Raw genomic sequence first — 21,172 nt, forward strand, 5'->3', positions numbered from 1 at the left:
ATGAAACATGCATTGAAGGTAGTTGGCGCCATCGTGGTCTTTGGGGCACTTGCCCTTTTCTATGGGTGCGGCGGCGGTGGCGGAGGGGCTGCGGTGCAGCCTCCCAAGGCCGTGGCGGTAAAGTTCCGTATCTACTCGTCCAGTAATCAGACTCCCACACCCCTGCAGGGGGTCCAGTTCACGGTGGCGCTGCCGCCGGGGGTAACCGTTGCCACCGATCCGGGTAACCCGAAACTGACCGCTGCAGGTGCGCTGAAACTCTCCGGCGTCTTTACCGGTGCCTTCAGCAACGTCACCAGCAGCATCTTTCCGCGACCGCTTTTCGGGAGCTACTCAGCGTCCAAACCGGCAGGATCCGGACCGAACTACGTGCGCGTCGTGTTTGCCGCCAATCCCGGTCACACCTTCGGTGCCGGGGAAATTCTCACCATCAACTGCAGCGCAGCGCCTGGCGTCACTGCCGCCATCGGCGACTTTGGCTACAGCGAGCTGTTGCTGGTAGACAGCGCCTTCCACGACATAACCAGCGAGTACAAGTTCAAGGCATTGTAATCGCCGGCAGTAGAAAACGAGCTGAATAAAAAAGGCGGGAGCGAGATTGGTCGCTGCCGCCTTTTTATTGCGAACCATGGCATCCCCGGGATTTCCAGAAGAAGCGCTCAAGGGTTCAAGCTCTCCTCTCAATTTCCGGATGAAACGCTTTTCCCGGAAGACCGTCGCCTCCTGCAGGAGACTGACGCAGGTGCCCTTTTGATGGCAGGGCGTTTCTTCGACAACACTCACAGGGAGATCCCTGTAAGTGTTCCTTGCAGAGCCCTGACTGTCTGAAAGATGGAGATTTACTTTCTGGAGTTCGTTGTGCTGTAATGGGTCGTACGACAGGTAGGAATCAGCTGCCTGAAAGGAGGTGCAGAGATGAAACACGCCAGTACTCCAAGCAAGTTGTGCGCGGTAAAAAACGACAGAGTCGCTGCCCAGATGTCTTCCAACCCCATTGCCTGCTGCACCAAGTGCGGTGCCACAGCTCACGATCCTGCCAGCCTGTGCAGCCCGGTCCCGATCAACGAGTCGCCTTGACCGGCAGTTGCCAACTGGCTCGCCATAGCAGTGAAAAAGGCCACCGGAGTAAGATCCGGTGGCCTTTTCTGTTGAAGCTGTCATAGGATTGCTGCGGCTCTTTGTGCTAAGGTCAGATCCCTTCTCCCTCCTGCTGTTCCTGCTCCTGTCCGGTGCGCGCCGCCTCGAGTTCGGCGTAACGCGCTGCTCCCAGCCGCGCTTGCAGGGCGTGCCGGTAGAGGCGGTCGTACTTCTTGGCAGCCTCGTCCCAGGTGAAGCGCTCAGCCATGCCGTTTTGGCGCAGGATTTCGATCATCTCCTTGTCGTGGTACCAGGTGTGCACGGCCCAGCCGACGGTGTCGAAGAGCGCGCCGGCGGAGAGCGTCCAGAACTTGAACCCGGTGCCGGTGCGGTTGCCGGAGTCGAGGTTGTGCACCGAGTCGTCCAAACCGCCGGTCGCGCGCACGATGGGAATCGTCCCGTAACGCAGGCTGAACATCTGGTTCAGTCCGCACGGCTCGAAGGCCGAGGGCATCAGGAAGAAGTCGCACCCTGCCTCGATCTGGTGCGCGAGCTTGTTGTCGTAGCCGATCCGGCAGGCGAAGCGGTCCGGGTGGCTCCCGGCCATGCCGCCGAAGTAGAAGTGCGCCCAGGGCTCGCCGGCACCCAGCAGCACGAACTGCACGTCCATGGCGAGCAGCCGCGGCAGCGCCTCGGCGAGGACGTCGATCCCCTTTTGCTTCACCAGGCGCGAGACCAGGCCGATGAGCGGCACGTCTGCGCGTTCGGGAAGCCCCATGGCGCGCTGCAGTTCCTGCTTGCAGACGGCCTTGCCGGAGAGGTCGCGCGCCGAGTAGGTGGCTGGAATGAGCGGATCGGTCTCCGGGTTCCACTCCTCGTAATCAACGCCGTTCAGGATGCCGCAGAGCTCGCCCGAGCGCTCGCGCACCACCCCTTCGAGCCCCCAGCCGTATTCCGGCGTCTGCATCTCGCGGGCGTACCCTTCGCTTACCGTGTTGATGACGGTTGAGTGGTAGATCCCCCCCTTGAGGAGGTTCACCTGGTTGTCCATCTCGAGCCCCAGGTGGGTGAAATGCTGCCAGCCGATCCCCAGGACGTCCATCGCCCCTTCGTAGAAGCTCCCCTGGTGCTGCATGTTGTGGATGGTGAGGACCGAGGCGGCTTCCTTTAGATAGTGGTCGCTCCGGTACAGGGTGTTCATGAAGACGGGGACAGCGGCGGTATGCCAGTCGTGGGCATGGACGATGTCCGGGGCGAAGTCGATCATCCTGCAGAGTTCCAGGCTGGCGCGGGAGAGGAAGATGAAGCGGTTGTCGTTGTCGATGTACCCCTTGTTGTCGACCTCGTACAGGGAGTCGCGCCCGTAGAACCGCTCGTGCTCCAGGAAGTAGATGGGGACCTCGCTTCCCGGGAGCCGTCCCTCGTACACGCCGCAGTACATCTCGCCGATGATCCCCATCGGCACCACGAGCGTGCCGGGCAAAAGGCGCAGCCGGTACCTGTCGCGGTCGACCTTGTAGTAGCGGGGCATCACCACCCGCACGTCGTGACCCTGGGTCTTGAGGAACTTGGGGAGGATGCCCACCACGTCGGCGAGTCCACCTTCCTTGGCGAAGGGAACCGCTTCCGAGGCGGTGATGAGAAGGTTGAGGCGCATGAGACTTACTCTCCTGTGCGGCAGGTGGTTTCCGGCGGCGCTATATACATACCACGCGGCGCTGGCGGGGGCAATCTTTAGGTATTTGGAAAATAAAATTATAAAAAAATAATAAAACTGTTGCGCCGGGCTTCCGCGTGGCGTACTCTCTGCCGGTCCCCGACACGGGGATCAAGGAGGACCAGCTATGAGCGGATCACCTATTCGGGAGCTCTCGTTTCCCGTCAGCATACTCCAGCAACCGGGCCACCCGGGCCACCACCGGCGGATGGCTGTAGTAAAACGCGGCGTAGACGGGATGCGGATGCAGGTTGGAGAGGTTTTCTCGGGAGAGTTTCACCAGCGCGCTGGCCAGGGCTCGAGGTGTGCCGCACACTTCGGCTGCGAAACGGTCGGCTTCCCACTCGTGCCGACGTGACAGCCACGAGGAAAAAGGGGTGAGCGGGAAGAGGGCAAGCGAACCCAAAAAGCTGACCAGGACCAACTGGGCCGCTAAGGAGGCCTGCTCGAGCCCGAAGAGCCCCGGGACGAAGCCGCTTTCCAGCAGGCGGTAGACCAGGTAGCTTACCAGGAGCGCGGTCAGTTCGGTGAGCACCAGGCGCTTGCGGATGTGCCCGAGTTTCCAGTGCCCGGCTTCGTGGGCCAGGATCGCCAAAAGCTCCTGGCGCTCCATCTGGGAGATCAGGGTGTCGAAGAGCACGATCCGCTTGACCCGCCCGATCCCGGTGAAGTAGGCGTTGGAGTGCAGGCTGCGCCGCGAGGCATCCATCTTTTGCACCCCTTTTACCTTGAGCCCCGCCTTGGCGAGCATCTGCTGGATCTCCCCCTCAAGCTCCGGATCCCCCAACGGCTCGAACTTGGAGAAGAGCGGTTCGATGAGGACCGGCGAGAGGTACATCATGGTGATGGAGAAGAGCGCGAAGAAGGCCCAGACCCAGAGCCACCAAAGGTGCGGGGAGTGACGCACCAACAAAAGCGCGGCGCTCGCCATAAGCGCCAGCAGCACCGAGGAGATGAGCGTCGACTTCAGGAAGTCGCTCACCCACAGGCCGGCGCTGGTGGTGTTGAACCCGTAGCGCTTCTCGACCCGGAAGGTCGAATAGAGGTTGAAGGGGATCTCCAGAAGCGACTCGGCCCAGGTGAGCAGGAGCAGAAAGAGGATCCCCTGCAGCACGAAGGAGCCGGTGAGCGTGCCGATCCAGGCGTCGTAGCGGGGCAAAAGCGGGGTGAAGAGGAAGGCCAGTAAAAGGACCCCGTCGTACACCGATTCCCACAGGGCGACGCGGCTCGCCTCGAAGGTGTACCGGGATGACTTGGCGAGGGCCTCGGCGTCCACCGTGCCGGCGAAGGGCGTGGGGACGGTGGCCCCGTAACGCTTGAGGTGGCTGAGGTTCAGGTAACGCAAAAGGCATCCCGCGGCGAAGCGGGCGAGGTACAGGGCGATCAGGGCGGTTTTCATGCGTCTCCTCAAGGGGCGGAAGTGCGTGCCGTTAGGGGGCGGCAGAGGGCGCCGGCCGACGGGCAACCCTGCAACGGTAACATCTTTGCCGGCGGAGCACAAATTTGTTGCAGAGAGAGGAACGGGCAAAAGAAAAGGCCCCTCGCTTGGCGGGGGGCCTTTTCGGTGCCGGTTTATGGCCGACTACTTCTTGATCTTAATGGACCCGTTCTCGAGGATCACCTTGTACTTGTAGCCGCTGCCGAAGTCCTTCTCCGCCGCGACCTTGCCGGAAACCGTCACCACGGTGCCGTCCGCGGGGACCGCGTCGGTGGTGGTCACCACCAGGTCATTGCTCTTGTCCTTGGCGCTGCCGGTTCCGTCTTGCAGGTGGATCCAGTTCTTGTTCATGATGCCGCTGGCGCTCTTCACTACCTGGCCCCGCACGGTGACCTGCTTGCCGTTTAAGGCGGATCTCTTGGCAAAGAGTTCGGCGACGCTGTAGGCGTTGGCGCCGGTTGCTTTCTCGACCTTGATCTTCCCCTTGGCCTTCGCGGCGGCACCGGCACTCCCGGGGGATTTCTGGTTGCCGATCTTTGCCGAGGTGACCTTGGGATCGCCGCAGAAGAGAATCGTGTCGAAGGTGCGCTTCAGACTTTTGCTCTCGAATTTCTGCATCTCGACACAGCTATCGAAATCGAGGTGGTCGCCGACCTGGGTTTCCCGGGTGTTGTAGGCGACCCAGGTCTCCTTGGAGTCCTTGACGATCTTCGCATAGGTGTAGCCGCCGGCGTTCATGGTTTCGGCAACTTTCCCGGAGACACCCTGGTTGGGATTGGCGGCACCCTTGTTGGCCTCGAGCCCACCCATCATCTTGGAGTGCTTCGAGCTCTTCATGGCGTCACTTACCGCGTCGCTGGAAGCGGCGGGCTTTTCCGGTTCTTTCGGGGTATCCGCGCAGGTCGCTGCGATGGGGAGTGCCAGGGTGAGCAGAACCGACATGATCGTTGAATAACGCTTCATTTAGTCTCCTTGCATAGTAGTCGCCGCTGATAAGGCAGCTGCGAACCTCAAAGAATCGACAGGTTCGCAGCATAGCATGTTTCCAGGTCGGATCACAACGCCGTTAATGACGAGCAGCTTACTCCTTCTTCTTGATGACCAGCGAGTCCCCTCCGGGTGCCGCATCGACCTGCACCGCATCGCCCGAGACGAACTGCCCCTCGAGCAGCATGAGCGCAAGCGGGTCCTGGATCTTGCGCTGCAGTGCGCGTTTCAGGGGGCGGGCGCCGTAGGCCGGGTCGTACCCTTCCTGGGCGAGCACCTCGCGTGCCCGGTCGGTGACCAGGAGCTGGATCCCCTTCTCCTCGAGCCGCTTGGTGAGTGAGCCGAGCTGGATCACCACGATCTCCTTGATCTGCTCGAGCGGCAGGGCGCGGTAGATCACGATCTCGTCGACGCGGTTCAAGAATTCCGGCTTGAAGTGCTCCTTCAGGGTCTCCATGACGTTCGCCTGCATGCGCGGAAAGTCGGTGGCGTACTGCTGGATCCACTGCGAACCGAGGTTGCTGGTCATGATGATCACCGAGTTCTTGAAGTCCACGGTGCGCCCCTGGCCGTCGGTGAGCCGGCCGTCGTCCAGCACCTGCAACAGCACGTTGAACACCTCGGGGTGCGCCTTCTCGATCTCGTCGAAGAGTACGATGCAGTAGGGGCGGCGGCGCACCGCCTCGGTGAGCTGGCCCCCCTCCTCGAAGCCGACGTAGCCCGGAGGGGCACCGATGAGCCGCGCCACCGTGTGCTTCTCCTGATACTCGCTCATGTCGATGCGCACGATGGCCTGGTCGTCGTCGAACAGGAACTGCGCCAAGGCGCGCGCCGTCTCGGTCTTGCCGACCCCGGTGGGACCCAGGAAGATGAAGGAGCCGATGGGGCGGTTCGGGTCGGAGAGTCCGCTGCGGGCGCGCCGCACCGCGTTCGCCACCAGGGTGAGCGCGTCGTCCTGCCCGACCACCCGGCTTTTCAGGCGCTCCTCCATGTGCACGAGCTTCTCGGACTCGCTCTCGAGCATCCGGTTTACCGGAATGCCGGTCCACTTGGCGACGATCTCGGCGATCATCTCGTCGTCCACCTCTTCGGGGAGCATCTTCCCTTCCTTCTGGATCTCCTCGAGAAGCTGGGTCTTCTCGGCGACCTGCTTCTCGATGGCCGGGATCTCGCCGTAGCGGATCTCGGCAGTACGGGCGAGTTTCCCCTCGCGCTCGGCGATCTTCGCCTCGTCCTTCAACTGTTCGATGCGCTGCTTGAGCGAGCTCTGCTCCTTGAGGATGTCCTTCTCCTGCTGCCAGTGGTTTTTCAGGTTCGCCGACTGCGCCTTCAGCTGCTCCAACTCGTCGACGAGTTTCTTGAGGCGTTCCTGGGCATGGGGATCCTTCTCGCGCAGCAGCGCCTGCTCCTCGATCTTCAGCTGGATGATGCGGCGGTCCACCTCGTCGATCTCGGTCGGCTTGGAGTCGATCTCGATCCTCAGCCGCGAGGCCGCCTCGTCGATCAGGTCGATCGCCTTGTCGGGGAGGAACCGGTCGGTGATGTAGCGGTCCGACAGGGTCGCCGCCGCGATGATGGCGCTGTCCTTGATCCGGATGCCGTGGAAGGTCTCGTACTTCTCCTTCAAGCCGCGCAGGATGGAGATGGTGTCTGCCACGCTCGGCTCGCCGGTGTAGACCTGCTGGAAGCGGCGCTCCAGGGCGGCGTCCTTCTCGATGTGCTTGCGGTACTCGTTCAAGGTCGTGGCGCCGATGCAGTGCAGCTCGCCGCGGGCGAGCGCCGGCTTCAGCATGTTGGAGGCATCCATGGCCCCCTCGGCGGCGCCGGCACCCACCAGGGTGTGCAGCTCGTCGATGAACAGGATGATCTTCCCTTCGGCCTTCTCCACCTCCTTGATGACGGCCTTCAGGCGGTCCTCGAACTCGCCGCGGTACTTGGCGCCGGCGATGAGGGCACCCATGTCGAGCGCCAGAAGCTGCTTGTCCCTGAGGGTCTCCGGCACGTCACCCGAGACGATGCGCTGGGCGAGCCCTTCGACGATGGCGGTCTTGCCTACGCCGGGTTCGCCGATCAACACGGGGTTGTTCTTGCTGCGGCGCGAGAGCACCTGGATCACCCGGCGGATCTCGTCGTCGCGGCCGATCACGGGATCGAGCTTGCCGCGGCGGGCCAGTTCGGTCAGGTCGCGGGCGTATTTCGCCAGTGCCTGGTATTTCTGTTCGGGGTCCTGGTCGGTCACCGCCTCGTCGCCCCGCAGCGCCTTAAGCGCGCTCAGCACCGCATCGCGGGTGACGCCGTAGTTCGCGAGCAGTCTGGCGCAGGGGACCTCCTTGGCGCCGACCAGCGCGAGCAAGAGGTGCTCGGTGGAGACGAAGGAGTCGCGCATGGCGTCCGCTTCCTTCTGCGCCTGGTCGAGTACCCGGTTGAGCGCCCCGGAAATCCCGACCTGGGCGGCGCCGCTTACCTGCGGCAGGCGCTTGAGGCCGGCCTCCAGGTTTTCGCGCAGTTGCGGGAGCGGTACCCCGATTTTTTTCAGAAGCTCAGGAACGAAGCCCCCTTCCTGGTCCAAAAGTGCGGCCAGCAGGTGGTCCGGTTCGATGCTTCCCGCGGAGAGCGCCGAGGCCTTTTCCTGCGACGCGGCGAGGGCTTCCTGAGTCTTTACGGTCATTTTGTCTGGTCTGATCATGGCGTCCTCCTCAGCGGGAATAATAGGTACCCCCCTATCAGGTGTCAAGGGAGGCTGTCAGAAAAGGGAGTCGGAGGGGGACGGAACGCTGATGGGGATGCGCTGCGAAGTGCATTTTCTAAAAACCAGTACAGATGATCTCACGTTCCCCCCTTTGGAAAAGGGGGGCAGGGGGGGCGCCTTTCCTTGCCGGAGATCGGCGACCGTCATCTGTCCGCAGTCTTAGCAAAAAGCCTTGTGAAGGCGCAGTGAACTGTAGCGCGGAGAAATTTCGCAGAAGGGCCTGGTTTTACTCGTTACGGAGGAGAGATTGGTCGGGGAAGTTGGCTCAGCGTTCTTTGGTGGGTTTGTCCGGCTTAGGAGCTGCGCTCTCGGAACTTTCCATCGGGAGCGCCATCTGCTTCCAGTCGACCCGCTTTACTTTGGGGCCCTGGTAGTAGCGGGGGCAGGCCGCGATGAGCACGGCGCTTGCCTGCTTGCAGGTGCGCCGGCAGGAGAGACAAAGAGAGTTGGTTTCGGGGGGCTGCTTCATGCTGGTACCTGCAAAGCCGGGCGGGAAGGGGGCCTCCCGCCCGGCGCGTGTCTTACTTGATCTTCCTGATCCAGCCGAACGTGTCGGCGATCTTGCCGGTCTGGATGCCGGTCAGGGTGTCGTAGAGGGTACGGGTGTGCTTGCCGACCTGGCCACCGGAAACCTCGAGGCACTCCTCTTTATAGCACAAGGCGCCCACCGGCGTCACCACCGCAGCGGTACCGGAACCGAAAGCCTCGGTGATGGCGCCGCTCTTGATGTCCTTCATCAGGTCGTTCACGTCGATGCGGCGCTCTTCCACCTTGAGGTCGAGCGAGCGGGCCAGGGTGAGCACCGAGTCGCGGGTCACGCCGTGCAGGATGGTCCCCTGCAGGGGGGCGGTTACGATGGTGTCGCCGTAGACGAAGAACATGTTCATGGCGCCCACTTCCTCGATGTAGCGCTTCTCTACGCCATCCAGCCAGAGCACCTGATCGAACCCTTTCTCTTTGGCCTCGAGGCCTGCCTTGAGCGAGCTCGCGTAGTTGCCGCCGGTCTTCGCCTCGCCGGTGCCGCCCGGGGTGGCGCGCACGTACTTGCTCTCCACCATGATGCGCACCGGCTTGAACCCTTGCGGGTAGTAGGCGCCCACCGGGGAGAGGATCACGTAGAAGTAGTAGTGGTCGGACGGTTTGATCCCCACCACCGGCTCGACGGCGATCATGGTCGGACGGATGTAGAGCGAGGTACCTTCCGCGCCGGGAACCCAGTCACGCTCAAGGCTCACCAGCTGCTCGATACCGCCTACGAAAAGCTCCTCGGGGACCTCCGGCATGCAGAGCCGCTCCGCGGAATGGTTGAAACGGCGCGCGTTCATCTCGGGCCTGAACAGGGCGATGCTGCCGTCCGCCCACTTGTAGGCCTTGAGCCCTTCGAAGATCTCCTGGGCGTAGTGCAGGACCAGTGCTGCCGGATCAAGGACAAACGGCTCGTGCTTCTTGATGCGGGCATCGACCCATCCCTGGCCGGCCTTCCACTCGACCAGGAGCATCCGGTCGGTGAAGATCTTGCCGAAACCAAGCTTCGACTCGTCGGTGAACTTCGCTTTTTTCTCCCCCTCGCTGAGCGGTACTATCCGTATTTCCATATGGCTAAACCTCCGGTTATTCGGCGCCAAGCGTCGCTTTTCTGTAGACATTTCCGTTTACCACAACAGTCTGCCAGGGGCAAGCCTTTTAAAGGCTTACCCGTTCTTACGCGCCTTTAGCGGCCTTGTGGACGCTTGATTTTTCATCCGGCGCTTGTTATATTGTTAGCACTCAGGTATATAGAGTGCTAAGGCCCGTGCCTCAGGTACGGCCGCGCCAAACACGTACAGGGAGATGCTCAACGATGAACTACAGCATGCCGGTACCTATAGATAGTCTGTCCCTCTACCTCGCCGAGATAAACCGCTTCCCGCTTTTGAGTGCGGACGAGGAGCAGCGCCTGGCGTTGCGCTTTAGAAACGATGGGGATCTGGAAGCCGCCCAGACCCTGATAACCTCCAACCTCCGCTTCGTGGTGAAGGTCGCCGGCGAGTACCGCTCCTACGGGATGAAGATGCTCGACCTGATCCAGGAAGGGAACATCGGCCTCATGATGGCGGTGCGCAAGTTCGATCCGGCCAAGGGGGTGCGCCTCATCTCCTATGCCGTCTGGTGGATCCGGGCTTACATCCAGAACCACATCATCTCGGCCTGGAGTCTGTTGAAGATCGGCACCACCCAGGCACAGCGCAAGCTCTTCTTCAAGCTGAACCAGGCCAAGCAGGCCATCATCAACATGACCGGCGAGAGCGACCTGCACTCCACCGCGCTCAGCCTCGACGTGAAGGACGTGGAAGCCCAGGAGATGGAGCAGCGCCTGCGCGGCGAACTCTCCCTCGACGTAGAGATGTTCGGAGGAGAGGGGGGCTCCTACCTGGAAAGCCTTCCCGACCAGCGCCAGAACCAGGAAGAGCTCTTGGCCGAGTACCAGGAGGCGACGCAGCTCGAGAAAAACGTGGCGCTCGCCCTCGAAAACCTGAACGAGAAGGAGCGTTTCGTCATCGAGCGCCGGGTCACCGCCGACACCCCGATGACCCTGCAGGAGATCGCCGACCACTTCTCGCTCTCCCGTGAGCGGGTGCGCCAGATTGAGGACGGCGCCCTGAAGAAGATGAAGCGCCTGCTGGCCCCGCTGGTGATCGAGCAGCAGCCCGCCTGATATAGTCAAAAGCGATTCTGAGTATCGAAAAAAAGGCGTTTCCGCACCGGGAGCGCCTTTTTTTGTAGGCAGGGCCGAAGTATTAAGCTATGCTCAGCAACCTTCGAAGGAGCCTAACATGTTCAACCATCAGGAAAAAGAGCGTTACGCCCGGCATCTCATGCTGGAGGAAGTGGGTGAGGCGGGACAGCTGCGCCTTAAGGAGGGGAGGGTCTTGGTGATCGGTGCCGGGGGGCTCGGCTCACCGGTCGCCCAGTACCTGGCTGCCGCGGGGGTGGGGACCATCGGGATCGCCGACGGGGACCGGGTGGAACTCTCCAACCTGCAGCGCCAGGTGATCCACGGTACCGGAGACTTGGGGCGCGCCAAGGTGGCATCGGCCCGGGACCGGATGCTGGAGATCAACCCGGGCGTCAGGGTCGAGTGTCACGAGGGGTGGGTTCGCCGGGAGAACGTCGCGGAGCTGGTAGGGAGCTACGACTTCGTGGTCGACGCCACCGACAACTTCGACGCCAAGTTCCTGATCAACGACGCCTGCCTGGCCGCTGGTAAGGCCTACTCGCACGGCGGGATCCTTAAGTTCCAGGGGCAGACCATGACCGTGCTGCCGAAGAGAAGCACCTGCTACCGCTGCATCTTCCCGGAACCTCCCGAACCAGAGGTGGCGCTTTCCTGTTCGCGCGCCGGGGTGCTCGGGGTACTGCCGGGGGTGATCGGGGCGATCCAGGCCACCGAGGCGATCAAGTACCTCGTGGGGATCGGGGAACTCCTGACCTCGCGGCTGCTCACCTACGACGTACTCAGGCTGCGTTTTCGAGAGGTCCCCCTGCAGCGCAACAGTGCCTGCCCGGCCTGCGGGGACGTGTGACGGGGCGCTGGCAAGGGGGCTCGTCCTAGCGAGGGGGGGCCGCCCGCGCTACGCCTTGAACTTGCTCTCGGTGCCGGCGCGCAGCCGGGCGATGTTTTCGTGGTGCCGGAAGATGACGATGAGCGCGATGATGGCCGACATCACGATCAACTCGGGCTGGCGGGTGGCCAGGGCGACGAAGAGCGGGATGGTCGCGGCGGCGCTGATCGAGGCGGCCGAGACGTAGCGCCACCTGTAGAGGACCCCCGCGAAGACGGCGACGCCCCCCACGAGCGAAAGAGGTGCCGCGGCGATGAAGACCCCCAGCGCGGTCGCCACCCCTTTGCCCCCCTTGAACCCCAGGAACACGGTGTAGACGTGCCCCAGGAAGGCTGCCAGACCGATGCCGGCGACCCAGATCTCGGGCAGGCCCAGCTGGCGGGCGACCAGCACGGGGATCACCCCTTTCAGGCAGTCCCCCACCAGGGTGAGGATGCCGACTTTTCGGCCGGCGCTGCGGTAGACGTTGGTGGCCCCGATGTTGCCCGAGCCGGTCTCGCGGATGTTGACGCCGCAGGCGCGCGCCAGTAACAGGCCGGTCGGAACGGAACCGAGCAGGTAGGAAAAGACAAGGAGCAGTATCTCTTTCAAAAAAGCTCTCCTGGGTGTCGTTGATGAGCACCGCGCATCCTACAGTATTTCACGGCAAACTGCAAGGTGCCGTAAGTTTTAAGAAATTAGTAATCTGTCCGGGTGCGGTTGGCGTTCTCTACCATTGTCATAAAGCCAAACTGTGGTAACCATACAAAGAGAAACGGCCCCGCTTCTGTGAGTAACTCCGTTCCAGGAGCCCTCTTGATCCAATCGCAGCGTTTGTTGTTAGGTGCAGCCGGTAACGGCTTTGCGCAGTGCACGATGACTGTTGGTTCGGAAATCCGCACGAGTAGCTTGAGGAACAGGATGTGACGGATCGCAAACGCTTGTCATTCGCCAGCAGGGAGCTCACCACCTTTCTGGTTGGCATGTCCATCATGCTGGTGTCGTGGGTCATGGACGCGGCGCTGGATACTGCCTTTGAAAGGGGGAGCTTCTTCAGCCAGCTCCTAACCCCCGCCGACCACGACATGGCCATCCGCATCTGGTTTGCCGCCACGGTCCTCTTCTTCGTCATCTACATCTCCCGAACGCACCACAAGCAGCGCCAGCAGGAGGCGCGGGTGCGCGCGGCCCTGCACAGCGCCGAGCTGGAGCGCACCCGGGCGCAGGCCGTGCTGGAGAGCCTGGGTGACGCCATCAGCCTGCAGGACCTGGAGATGAAGATCCTGTACCAGAACAAGGCGCACATCGCGATGATGGGTGAGCATCTAGGGGAGTACTGCTACCAGGCCTACCAAGGGGAGGGTGCGGTCTGCTCGGGGTGCCACCTGGACCAGTCCTACCGCGACGGTGAGAGCCACAAGACCGAGCGCCAGGCGGTCACCGCCCAGGGGCTGCGTTGCACCGAGATCATCTCCACACCGCTGCGCGACACCTCAGGCCGCATCGTTGCGGGTGTCGAGTCGGTGCGCGACGTCACCGAACGCAAGCGGGCCGAACTCGAGATCGAGCGGATGAACCGGGAGTTGGAGTTGCGCGCCCTCGAGCTGGTTGAGGCGAACCGGGAGCTGGAATCGTTCTGCTACTCGCTCTCCCACGACCTGCGCTCCTATATCACCCGTATCAGCACCGCGCAGCAGATCCTGGCCCAGACCCCTCGGCTCAAGGAGACGGAGTTCGCCTATCCTGTTGGGATCATCGAGGACTCCTGTCGCGGCATGGAAGAGCTCATCGAGGCGATCCTCACCCTGTCGCGGCTCTCGCGCGAGGCGATGCACTGGGAGGACGTCCCGCTCTCGGAATTGGCGCAGCAGGTGGTACTGCAGCTGAGACAGGAGGACTTGCAGCGACAGGTCGAGGTGGTGATCCAGCCGGGGCTCGTGGTGCGCGGCGACCGGAACCTGTTGCGGGTGGTCCTGGAGAACCTGTTCGCCAACGCCTGGAAGTACACCGCCAAGGCGCCGACTCCCCGCATCGAGCTGGGGAGCACGACCTGCGAGGGAAAAACCTGCTTCTACGTGCGGGACAACGGGATCGGGTTCGACATGGAGGAGCAGGCCCTTCTGTTTCGCCCCTTCAAGCGGCTCAAGAGCTCCCAGGGGTATCCGGGGACCGGGGTGGGGCTGGCCACCGTGGAACGGGCGGTGCAGCGTCACGGTGGCAAGGTCTGGGGGGAAGGTGCGGAAGGGGAGGGGGCCTGCTTCTACTTCATGCTCCCCGAGAAGTCGGGCAGCGGCGCTGCGGGCGTCTAGGAGCGGGACGCGCTGCCTCCCTGCCGTTTCTGAAGCGGAGCCGGCCGCTGCGCACAGCTGGCTCCTGTCGGAGGGCGGGGCGGCGGCTTCGGGTCAGCTGGCCGGCGCTTCCGGGCCGGCGCCTGCCTCCGGGCCCCTGCCGCGCCGCGCCTCGGCCTTCAGCACGAACCAGGTCATGGCGAGAAAGAGCAAGTCACGGGCCAGCGCCGCCCACGGCGTGGTCTTCTCGCCGCCCTGCTTGAAGCAGCCGCAGTCGATGTCGAGCCCCCGCACGATGGCCGAGGCGAGGGCCGCGATGAACACCAGGTTCAAAACGCCGATGATGAGCGCCCCGCTGCGCACCCGGTAGCCAAGCACCAGCAAAAGGCCGCAGGCCAGCTCCACGAAGGGGAGCGCCGCCGCGGTCAGGTAGCTGCCGAAGTAGGGGAGGATGCGGTAGGCGGCCACGCTGCCGGCAAAGGCGACGGGGTCGGCGATCTTCAGTACCGCCGCGTAGATGAACACGGCACCAAGCGCGATGCGCACCGCAGCCGAAAGGTAGTTCTTCAATTGGCTCATGATCCCCCCTTAGCCACCGGATACCCCGCGTCGCGCCACTCCGGGAACCCCCCCTCGTAGACATAGACGTTCGCGTACCCTGCCTTCACCAGGATCTTGGCGAGTTCCATGCTGTCGTGGCAGGAAAACCCGTTGCAGTAGGTGATGAGGGAGGCTTCGGCGGGAACCTTCACCTGGAGGGGGCGAGAAGGGTTGCGGCCCGCCTCTTCGAGCGGCAGGTTGAGCGCACCCTTTATGTGCCCCTCCGCAAAACTCGTCGTGCTGCGCGCATCGAGCAGCATCGCCTGCTTGGCATCGAGCAGCTCCTTCACCTGCATGAGCCCAAGCGGCATCGGCTCGGCCACGGCATTTGCCGGATTTGCCGCGGGTGCCGCTTCGGCACGGGCCGCGACCTCGCCCCGCCAGGCGCTGGTCAAAAGGGTCCTGTTCCAGGCGATGCCGACGCTTGCCGAGAGCGCCACGATCAGCAGGATTTCCAGGGCCGTCCCCAGCCAGTTCTTCTTCATGTCCCCAACCTTTCGCGCCGGGCCACGCTCGGCCCTCGCGTTAGCGTCTTTGCTACCTGTCTGATTTTACTGCGAAATATGCCCGGGCGTCAACCGCGGCACCCGCTTAGGGCTCCTCCCACTCCCGGAAGTCCCCCCGTTCGATGGAAACCGAGACGATCTTGGCGGCCGCCGCCACCGGGATGGCCAGAAGTATCCCCCAAAAGCCGAACAGCTCGCCCAGCGCCATGACCATGATGATGGTGAGCAGCGGGTTTAAATTCATGGAGCGCTTGAACACCAGCGGCTTCACCAGGTACCCCTCGAGGAAGTAGATGGCCGCGAAGGCGATCACCACCTTGACGAGGATCAGCCCGTTTTGGAACTTGAGGTAGGCGAAGAAGAGCGCCGGGATGGTGGCGATGATCACGCCGATGAAGGGGAGTATCGAGGCGAGCCCGGCGAAGATGCCGTTGAAGAGGGCGTAGTCGACGTCGAGGATGAAGAGGGCGACGCTTGAGAACAGGGCGACGATGAAGGAGACGATCAGCTGCCCCCTGAGGTAGCCGCCGATGCTCTCGTTCACCTCGTGGCCGATCTCCAGAAGCACCTCGCGGCGGCGCCAGGGGAGCCAGGAGGTGACGGTCTTTTTGATCTGGGCCTTGTAGAAGAGCATGAAAAACACCAGGATCGGCGAGAGGACCAGGTTGAAGATGTTGAAGATCAGGCTCGCGGCCGCGTTGTAGACCCCGGTTCCCAGGTTGGAGAAGAGTTTGTTGAGCCCCTCCACCGCCTGGTCCACCGCCCAGCTCCACTCCTCCGCGCCGTAGTAGGGCTGGATCTGCGCCTCGAGGCCGGAACCGAGGTCGCGCGCCTTCTGCAGGTAGAGCGGGATGCTCGGGATGAGCGCCTGCCAGCGCATGAGGATGAAGGGGACGAAGTAGGAGAAGAAGAAGACCGCGAACACCGAGAGCGCCAGGTAGAGCACCAGGATCCCCTTGGAGCGCGAGATCCCCCGCTTCTCCAGCTGCAGCACCAGGGGGTCCAGGAGGTAGGCGATCACGAAGGAGAGCAGGAAACAGGAGGTGGTGTGGCGCAGGGCATGACCGGCCGCGAAGAGTGCCGCCCCCAAAAGCAGGATCAGGACGGCACGGTTCGTAGCGCTGGCAGATGATGACATAGGCTCCTCGGGAGGTGCTCTTGGTTAGAACCCGCGCTCCGGCGGGTAGATGTCGTGCTCTTCGAGCCACTGGCCGACGCGGCCGGTTATGAGCTCCTCGCGCACCGCGTTGAAGCGCTCCTGCTCCTCGGGGTAGAAGGAGAGGATCTCGCTCAGTCTGCCGTGGGACTGTTTCCCCACGAAGGCACGTACCAGCATCGCCTTGAGGCCGTCGTTTTGCACCCCCTGGATGAAGGCGTGCACCATCTGCCGCTCCTGGGCGTAGTCGAAAGCCGGGATGGTGAGGTAGCGGTCGTTTTGCGCCTCCACCTCGTCCCAGAAGGGATCGTCGTCGTAGTCGGCCGGCACCGAGAAGATCTCGCCGGTCTCCCGGTCCAGGAAGTAGATCATGTCGGGGTCCGGGTTCTCAAAGGCCTCCATGAGATCGTCCCACACTATCTCCAGGTTCCGCATGTTGTGCATCAAAACTCCCACAAAAGACAGGTTAACAACCGTAGACCTGCCCGCTATTTTTGTATATATTGGCGCAATGCGCAAGATCTTCGTCGCCGACGCCCACCTGAGAGACCCGCAGGACCTAAACTACCGGACCCTGGTCCGCTTTCTGGACACCCTTCCCCCCGACACCGACACCCTCTACCTCTTGGGCGATCTCTTCGAGTTCTGGATCGGGAACCCCGACCCGGTCTACCGTCACTATCGGGAGTTCGTGGACTGCTTGAAGGGCGTGCGGCAGCGGGGGGTGCGGATCGTCTACTTCGAGGGGAACCACGATTTCCACCTGGAAAGGTTCTTCAAAGAGCAGCTCGGGGCCGAGGTGCACGACGGCGCGGCGCTCGTCGAGATCGCCGGGCGCCGGGTCTACCTCTGCCACGGCGACGAGGTGAACCGGGACGACCACGGCTACCGGGTGTTTAGGGGCCTCTTGCGCCATCCGCTGGTGAAGGCCCTGGTCCCCATCTTCCCGCAGCGCCTGGCCTGCCGGCTGGCGGAGTTCCTCTCCCGGCGCAGCCGCGGGCAGCATGTGGAGCGCGCCTCGCGCTGGGACTACCGCACGATCCTCGAATCGTTCGCCCGGGAGCGTTTCGCCCAGGGGTGCGACGTGGTGATCACCGGGCACTTCCACCTGCCGATCATCTCCCGCGTCGAGGGGAAGACCCTCATCTGCCTGGGGGACTGGATCAGCCAGTTCAGCTACGCCCAGTGCCTGGACGGCGAGTTCACCCTGGAAACCTTCTCCTGACCCCCTCCGGTCCCCTTCAGGGGAGGCCGAACAGCTTCAGATACCCGGCCACCCGCTCCTCGAGGGTTGCCGCGGCGATTTTCTCACAGACCTCGTCCGGACGGTAGCCGCGGCAGACCGCCGGCCGCTCCTCGTAGATCCCGCAGGTAAGCGTCTCGGAGAGGTGCCGGCAGCGCTCCCCGACAGGTTTTTTCAAGGAGCTTATGTCAGGCGCGACGCAGCAGGTGCCGCATCTTCGGCATTCCATGCCACCTCCCTACTTGAAGAACGCCTCCAGCGCCTGCTCGCCGACGTGGGTCGCCTTGATGCGCCACTTGTTCTGGTTGATCACCAGGGCGGCGATGGCGATCTGGGGGGCCTCCATCGGCGCGTAGGCGGCAAACCAGCTGTAGTGCCCGGCGGGGTCCTTGCCGTCGATCGAGCCGGTCTTCGCCGCGACGTGCAGCGAGTTGAAGAGCGGGCGGCCGCGCCGGTCGTGGAAGGCCTTGCGCGAGGTGCCGCTCACCACGGTGGTGGAGAGCATGCGCGCCAGCTCGTTGGCGGTCTGCGGGGTGAAGACGGTGCGCAGCGGCTGGGGCTGCTGGGTGAAGACCGGTTTCCCCTTGGCGTCCACGATCTGCTGCGCGAGGGACGGGGTCATCATCACCCCGTTGTTGGCGACGGTCGCCATGATGGTCGCGGCATGAAACGGCGAGGTCTTCACCTCGTGGTTGAGCCCGGCACCCATCAGCATCAGCTGGTCGATGGTCCCCGGTGCCGGAGCGCGGCTCGGGGTGAGCGGCGAGCCGGGGATGAGTTCCTGGTTGAAGCCGTAGCGCCCGGCGTAGGTGAGCAGCGGGTCGCGCCCGACGAATTCGCCGGCCAGGCGGCCGAATACCGGGTTCACCGATTTTCCCATCGCCATGGTGAGGGACATCTGCTGGCCGCGCCCGGCGCGCACCCGCCAGTACTTCGGGTTTTCCGAGGTGAGCCTGCCGTTGAAGGCGAAGGAGGTGTCGGCGGTGACCTTCTTCTCCTCCAGGGCCGCGGTAGCCGTCACGATCTTGAAGAGCGAGGCCATGGGGTAGAGGTTGTAGCAGGCGTTTTGTTCCCACCCCGGCTGGACCGAGGAGTGTGCCACCGTTGCCAGCACCTTGCCGGTCTTGGGCTCGATCGCCACGAACAGGCCGTAGGGGACCTTGTAGTCGTTGAACACCTTCTCGACGCGGCGCTGCATCGCCTCGTTGATGGCGTAGACTACCTTCCCCCCCTGGGGGAGCGGAGCGCAGAAACTGCCGTTTTCGGGGCGGGCGTTGGGGTAGGCCTGGGCGGCGAGCCGGAAGGCGGCCCCGGCATCCACCTTTTCCGAGCTGAGCGCGGCAAGCGGGGTGCTCTTGGGGGCGCTGTGGCCGGCTGCCTTGGGGCGGGTCGAGCCGAACAGCGAGATGAGCGGGTAGCAGGCGAGCAGAAGTGCCAGCACCGGCAGGATGATCTTCAGGCGGCGCCTTTTGGGGGGCGTCTCCTCGATATCACCGAAGGGGGGGCGGAGTTCAGGTTTTCTGGTTGCTTGGGGCTGACGCCTGCGTCGAGACTGGTTATCTATATCTTTAAGATCTTGCATAAACTCGCTTTGTACCCGCCGTTTTAATCGGCCCACTATATGTCATGTCGCTGCGCTTTGTCAACGCCGCGGGGCGGGGAATCCTGGGGTTTTCTGGCCGTGCCGAACTCCTTCAGGGTGACGCCGGAAAGCCGCTCGCGCAGCGCCTGGTCGACCGTCTCGAGCATCTCCTGGGCTTCCGGCTCCTCCACTAGGTTGCAGCGGTTGCCGTGGCGGCGCAGGGCGATCAAGACCTCGGCAAGCGGGATCTGGTCCAACTCGCGGGCCGGCAGGTAGCTGGGGACCGGCCGGTCGCTGCTCACGATGAAGCCGGCTGCGGTCAGCTTCTCCAGGGTGTCCCGGATGGCGCGCAGGGGGACCCCCATGCGCCGCGCCAGTTGCTCCTCGCTCCAGGCGGGCGCCCCGTCGTGAAAGGCCTCCGCGATGTGGCGCAGGGTGGCCAAAGTCACCAGCTCGGCGCTCGCCTGGCTGATCTGGCCGCCGCGCAGATCGCGCCGAAAGGTATGCAGTTGCTGGTGGGCCGCCACCACCTCCATCCCGAACAACACGATGATCCAGCTCAGGTAGATCCAGACCATGAGGATGGGGAGCACGGCGAGCGTCCCGTAGATGGCGTTGTAGTTGCCGACCCCCACCTGGAAGTGGATGTAGCCCCACTGGGCGATCTGCCAGAGCGTACCGGCGAGTACCGCACCCAAAAGCGCCGAGACGAACCTCACCCGGGTGTTCGGGATGAAGCTGTACATGAGGAACAGCGCGATCCAGACGCTCAGGTAGGGGGTGAGGCCGAGCACCAGGAAGAAGAGATCCCCCAGGTAGGTGTTCTCGAAGAACCAGGTGGCGAGCCATTTGCTCTGCAGCGTGGTGGTGATGCTGGTCGCCGCCAGCAGTAGCAGCGGCGCGCTCAAAAGGACGCTCAGGTAGTCGCTGAACTTGCGGTACAGCGAGCGGGTTTCGCGGACTCCCCAGGAGACGTTGAAGGCGTCCTCGATGCTCCCGAGCATGCTGATGGCAGTTACCAAAAGGGCGGCCAGGCCGATGGCCCCCACAGAACCCATGTTGGTGTTGTTGATGTAGGAGAGGACCTTGGTGACCACCACCTCCGAGCCGGCGGCGACCTGCTTCAGGATGAGCGGCGCCAGGCGGTTTTGGGCACCGAACCCTTTGAGGATCGAGAAGGCCAGGGCAAAAAGCGGCACGAAGGAGAGGAGCGTGGTGAAGGAGAGGGCGGAGGCGCGCAACAGCGAGTTGTTGCGGATGAAGTTGGCGCCGACGTGGCTGAAGAACTGCACGAGGGCAACCAGCTGCCCCTTGCTGCCGCCGATCGCCTTCGGGTCGAGCTCCCAAAGCCCCTTGCCGAAAAGATCCTTCAATCCTGGTGCTTCGTTCATGCTGCTACCTCGGGGAAACGCTTTACGTCGTGGCGTCACAAAAAAAAGCCCACCGAAGTGGGCTTTCTCAGGGAGCGCGGCCGGTTAGACCGCCTTTTGCTTTTCCTTCTCCCTTTCCATCGCCTCCTTGCCGGCTTCGATGGCGGAGGTGATGATGTTCTTCTTCTCCAGCACGACTTCCTTGCCGTCCTCATAGCTTGCCCTGATCTTGTCCTGAGCCTCAGTGGCGTACTCTTTGATCTTCTCTACGGCATCATCGGCCAGATCCTTGATTTTGCCGCGCATCTCTTCGCCGGTCTTCGGTGCAAACAGAAGTGCTGTACCAACACCTACAGCAGCACCGGCGAGAAAGGACAGCAGCATCGTCATAGTTGCGTTGTTGTTATCGTCAGACATGGCAGTTACCCCCCCTTTTTTTTAAGTAGTCTATCAGCAATAAACTTCCCCGCAACTCTCGCTCCGGTGAGCCAGCCGGAGGAGCCTGAGACAATGGTCGACGCGACGCCGATCACCCGGTTGATCATGCGGATGTTGTGGCCGGCATGACCCAACTCTTCCATGAACAGGTTGATCCCGTCGGCATTGGCCGCGGCGGAATTGGTCACCACCTTCACATCGGCCACGGTGTCCCGCAGGTCCTTGATGAGGGGCTTGAGCTCGAGCTGGAGCGTATCGGAGAAGGTACGCAGTGAAATGGCGGTTTGTTTCAGTTCAAGCAGGACGGGGATCAGGCAAAAAGCCAGAACCACCAGCGTCAGCGCCGTCACTGCCGAGGTTATCTCCAGAAATAGCATGCGCTCCTCCCTTAACAGCGATTCTGTGCCAGGGTTTTAGATAGTGGCGGTGGAAGGGACAAA

The 21,172-nt window shown here is 62.9% G+C and carries 21 protein-coding genes; 5 read left to right on the forward strand and 16 right to left on the reverse strand.

The window, feature by feature from the left end; translation table 11 throughout:
- Window positions 1-552 carry a hypothetical protein gene (locus GMST_RS10575; RefSeq protein ID WP_183354614.1) on the forward strand — a complete coding sequence of 184 codons (552 nt, stop codon included), beginning with the start codon at window positions 1-3 and terminating at the stop codon, window positions 550-552.
- A gap of 637 nt (window positions 553-1,189) precedes the next feature.
- Here the strand turns inward: GMST_RS10575 and glgA are convergent.
- The 6 genes from glgA to GMST_RS10605 all read right to left on the reverse strand — a co-directional run bounded on the left by glgA (window position 1,190) and on the right by GMST_RS10605 (window position 9,563).
- Complete coding sequence (gene glgA / locus GMST_RS10580; RefSeq protein ID WP_183354615.1) at window positions 1,190-2,734, reverse strand: glycogen synthase GlgA; 1,545 nt, start codon at window positions 2,732-2,734, stop codon at window positions 1,190-1,192.
- Between the two features lie 196 nt (window positions 2,735-2,930).
- A complete protein-coding gene (locus tag GMST_RS10585; RefSeq protein WP_183354616.1) occupies window positions 2,931-4,193 on the reverse strand; it encodes a M48 family metallopeptidase in 1,263 nt (420 codons plus the stop codon).
- Window positions 4,194-4,376: 183 nt separating this feature from the next.
- Window positions 4,377-5,195, reverse strand: a complete 819-nt coding sequence (locus GMST_RS10590; RefSeq protein WP_183354617.1) for a DNA-binding protein — start codon at window positions 5,193-5,195, stop codon at window positions 4,377-4,379.
- Between the two features lie 118 nt (window positions 5,196-5,313).
- Entirely contained in the window at window positions 5,314-7,905 is a 2,592-nt protein-coding gene (clpB, locus tag GMST_RS10595; RefSeq protein ID WP_183354618.1) for an ATP-dependent chaperone ClpB, read from the reverse strand.
- A 328-nt stretch (window positions 7,906-8,233) separates the two neighbouring features.
- Window positions 8,234-8,437, reverse strand: coding sequence for a hypothetical protein (locus tag GMST_RS10600; RefSeq protein WP_183354619.1), 204 nt, complete (start codon window positions 8,435-8,437; stop codon window positions 8,234-8,236).
- A gap of 52 nt (window positions 8,438-8,489) precedes the next feature.
- Entirely contained in the window at window positions 8,490-9,563 is a 1,074-nt protein-coding gene (locus tag GMST_RS10605; RefSeq protein ID WP_183354620.1) for a branched-chain amino acid aminotransferase, read from the reverse strand.
- Between the two features lie 245 nt (window positions 9,564-9,808).
- Between GMST_RS10605 and rpoH the strand changes: the two genes are divergently transcribed.
- Both rpoH and GMST_RS10615 read left to right on the forward strand, forming a co-directional pair.
- On the forward strand, window positions 9,809-10,663 hold the full coding sequence (gene rpoH / locus GMST_RS10610; RefSeq protein ID WP_183354621.1) for an RNA polymerase sigma factor RpoH: 855 nt from the start codon (window positions 9,809-9,811) through the stop codon (window positions 10,661-10,663).
- A gap of 118 nt (window positions 10,664-10,781) precedes the next feature.
- Window positions 10,782-11,531: a HesA/MoeB/ThiF family protein gene (locus GMST_RS10615; RefSeq protein ID WP_183354622.1), complete on the forward strand. Its 750-nt coding sequence runs from the start codon at window positions 10,782-10,784 to the stop codon at window positions 11,529-11,531.
- Window positions 11,532-11,579: 48 nt separating this feature from the next.
- On the opposite strand, the gene plsY is transcribed toward GMST_RS10615, so the two are convergent.
- Window positions 11,580-12,161, reverse strand: coding sequence for a glycerol-3-phosphate 1-O-acyltransferase PlsY (gene plsY / locus GMST_RS10620; protein WP_183354623.1), 582 nt, complete (start codon window positions 12,159-12,161; stop codon window positions 11,580-11,582).
- A 311-nt stretch (window positions 12,162-12,472) separates the two neighbouring features.
- Between plsY and GMST_RS10625 the strand changes: the two genes are divergently transcribed.
- Window positions 12,473-13,858 carry a sensor histidine kinase gene (locus tag GMST_RS10625; RefSeq protein ID WP_183354624.1) on the forward strand — a complete coding sequence of 462 codons (1,386 nt, stop codon included), beginning with the start codon at window positions 12,473-12,475 and terminating at the stop codon, window positions 13,856-13,858.
- Window positions 13,859-13,951: 93 nt separating this feature from the next.
- On the opposite strand, the gene GMST_RS10630 is transcribed toward GMST_RS10625, so the two are convergent.
- From GMST_RS10630 to GMST_RS10645, 4 genes are all read right to left on the reverse strand, one after another.
- Window positions 13,952-14,416 (reverse strand): MauE/DoxX family redox-associated membrane protein, encoded by a 465-nt coding sequence (locus GMST_RS10630; RefSeq protein ID WP_183354625.1) that lies wholly within the window; start codon window positions 14,414-14,416, stop codon window positions 13,952-13,954.
- The gene (locus GMST_RS10635) at window positions 14,413-14,922 is read right to left on the reverse strand and encodes a rhodanese-like domain-containing protein (RefSeq protein WP_183354626.1); all 510 of its coding nucleotides are present in this window, start codon (window positions 14,920-14,922) and stop codon (window positions 14,413-14,415) included. Before GMST_RS10635 ends, GMST_RS10630 begins: the two co-directional genes overlap by 4 nt.
- A 106-nt stretch (window positions 14,923-15,028) precedes the next feature.
- A complete protein-coding gene (locus GMST_RS10640) occupies window positions 15,029-16,081 on the reverse strand; it encodes an AI-2E family transporter (RefSeq protein WP_183354627.1) in 1,053 nt (350 codons plus the stop codon).
- A 24-nt stretch (window positions 16,082-16,105) separates the two neighbouring features.
- Window positions 16,106-16,543, reverse strand: coding sequence for a UPF0158 family protein (locus GMST_RS10645; RefSeq protein ID WP_183354628.1), 438 nt, complete (start codon window positions 16,541-16,543; stop codon window positions 16,106-16,108).
- A 67-nt stretch (window positions 16,544-16,610) separates the two neighbouring features.
- Between GMST_RS10645 and GMST_RS10650 the strand changes: the two genes are divergently transcribed.
- Window positions 16,611-17,324, forward strand: coding sequence for a UDP-2,3-diacylglucosamine diphosphatase (locus GMST_RS10650; protein ID WP_183354629.1), 714 nt, complete (start codon window positions 16,611-16,613; stop codon window positions 17,322-17,324).
- A 16-nt stretch (window positions 17,325-17,340) separates the two neighbouring features.
- Here the strand turns inward: GMST_RS10650 and GMST_RS10655 are convergent, their stop codons facing one another.
- The 5 genes from GMST_RS10655 to GMST_RS10675 form a co-directional block, all read right to left on the reverse strand.
- Window positions 17,341-17,571: a CxxCxxCC domain-containing protein gene (locus tag GMST_RS10655; protein ID WP_183354630.1), complete on the reverse strand. Its 231-nt coding sequence runs from the start codon at window positions 17,569-17,571 to the stop codon at window positions 17,341-17,343.
- Window positions 17,572-17,580: 9 nt separating this feature from the next.
- Window positions 17,581-18,924 carry a penicillin-binding transpeptidase domain-containing protein gene (locus GMST_RS10660; protein WP_183354631.1) on the reverse strand — a complete coding sequence of 448 codons (1,344 nt, stop codon included), beginning with the start codon at window positions 18,922-18,924 and terminating at the stop codon, window positions 17,581-17,583.
- Window positions 18,925-18,959: 35 nt separating this feature from the next.
- The gene (locus tag GMST_RS10665; RefSeq protein ID WP_183354632.1) at window positions 18,960-20,315 is read right to left on the reverse strand and encodes a YhjD/YihY/BrkB family envelope integrity protein; all 1,356 of its coding nucleotides are present in this window, start codon (window positions 20,313-20,315) and stop codon (window positions 18,960-18,962) included.
- Window positions 20,316-20,399: 84 nt separating this feature from the next.
- Complete coding sequence (locus GMST_RS10670; RefSeq protein WP_183354633.1) at window positions 20,400-20,711, reverse strand: YtxH domain-containing protein; 312 nt, start codon at window positions 20,709-20,711, stop codon at window positions 20,400-20,402.
- A gap of 5 nt (window positions 20,712-20,716) precedes the next feature.
- Window positions 20,717-21,109, reverse strand: a complete 393-nt coding sequence (locus GMST_RS10675) for a DUF948 domain-containing protein (RefSeq protein WP_183354634.1) — start codon at window positions 21,107-21,109, stop codon at window positions 20,717-20,719.
- Between the last annotated feature and the right edge of the window lie 63 nt (window positions 21,110-21,172).

It is taken from the genome of Geomonas silvestris (assembly GCF_014193515.1).
GTDB lineage: Bacteria > Desulfobacterota > Desulfuromonadia > Geobacterales > Geobacteraceae > Geomonas > Geomonas silvestris.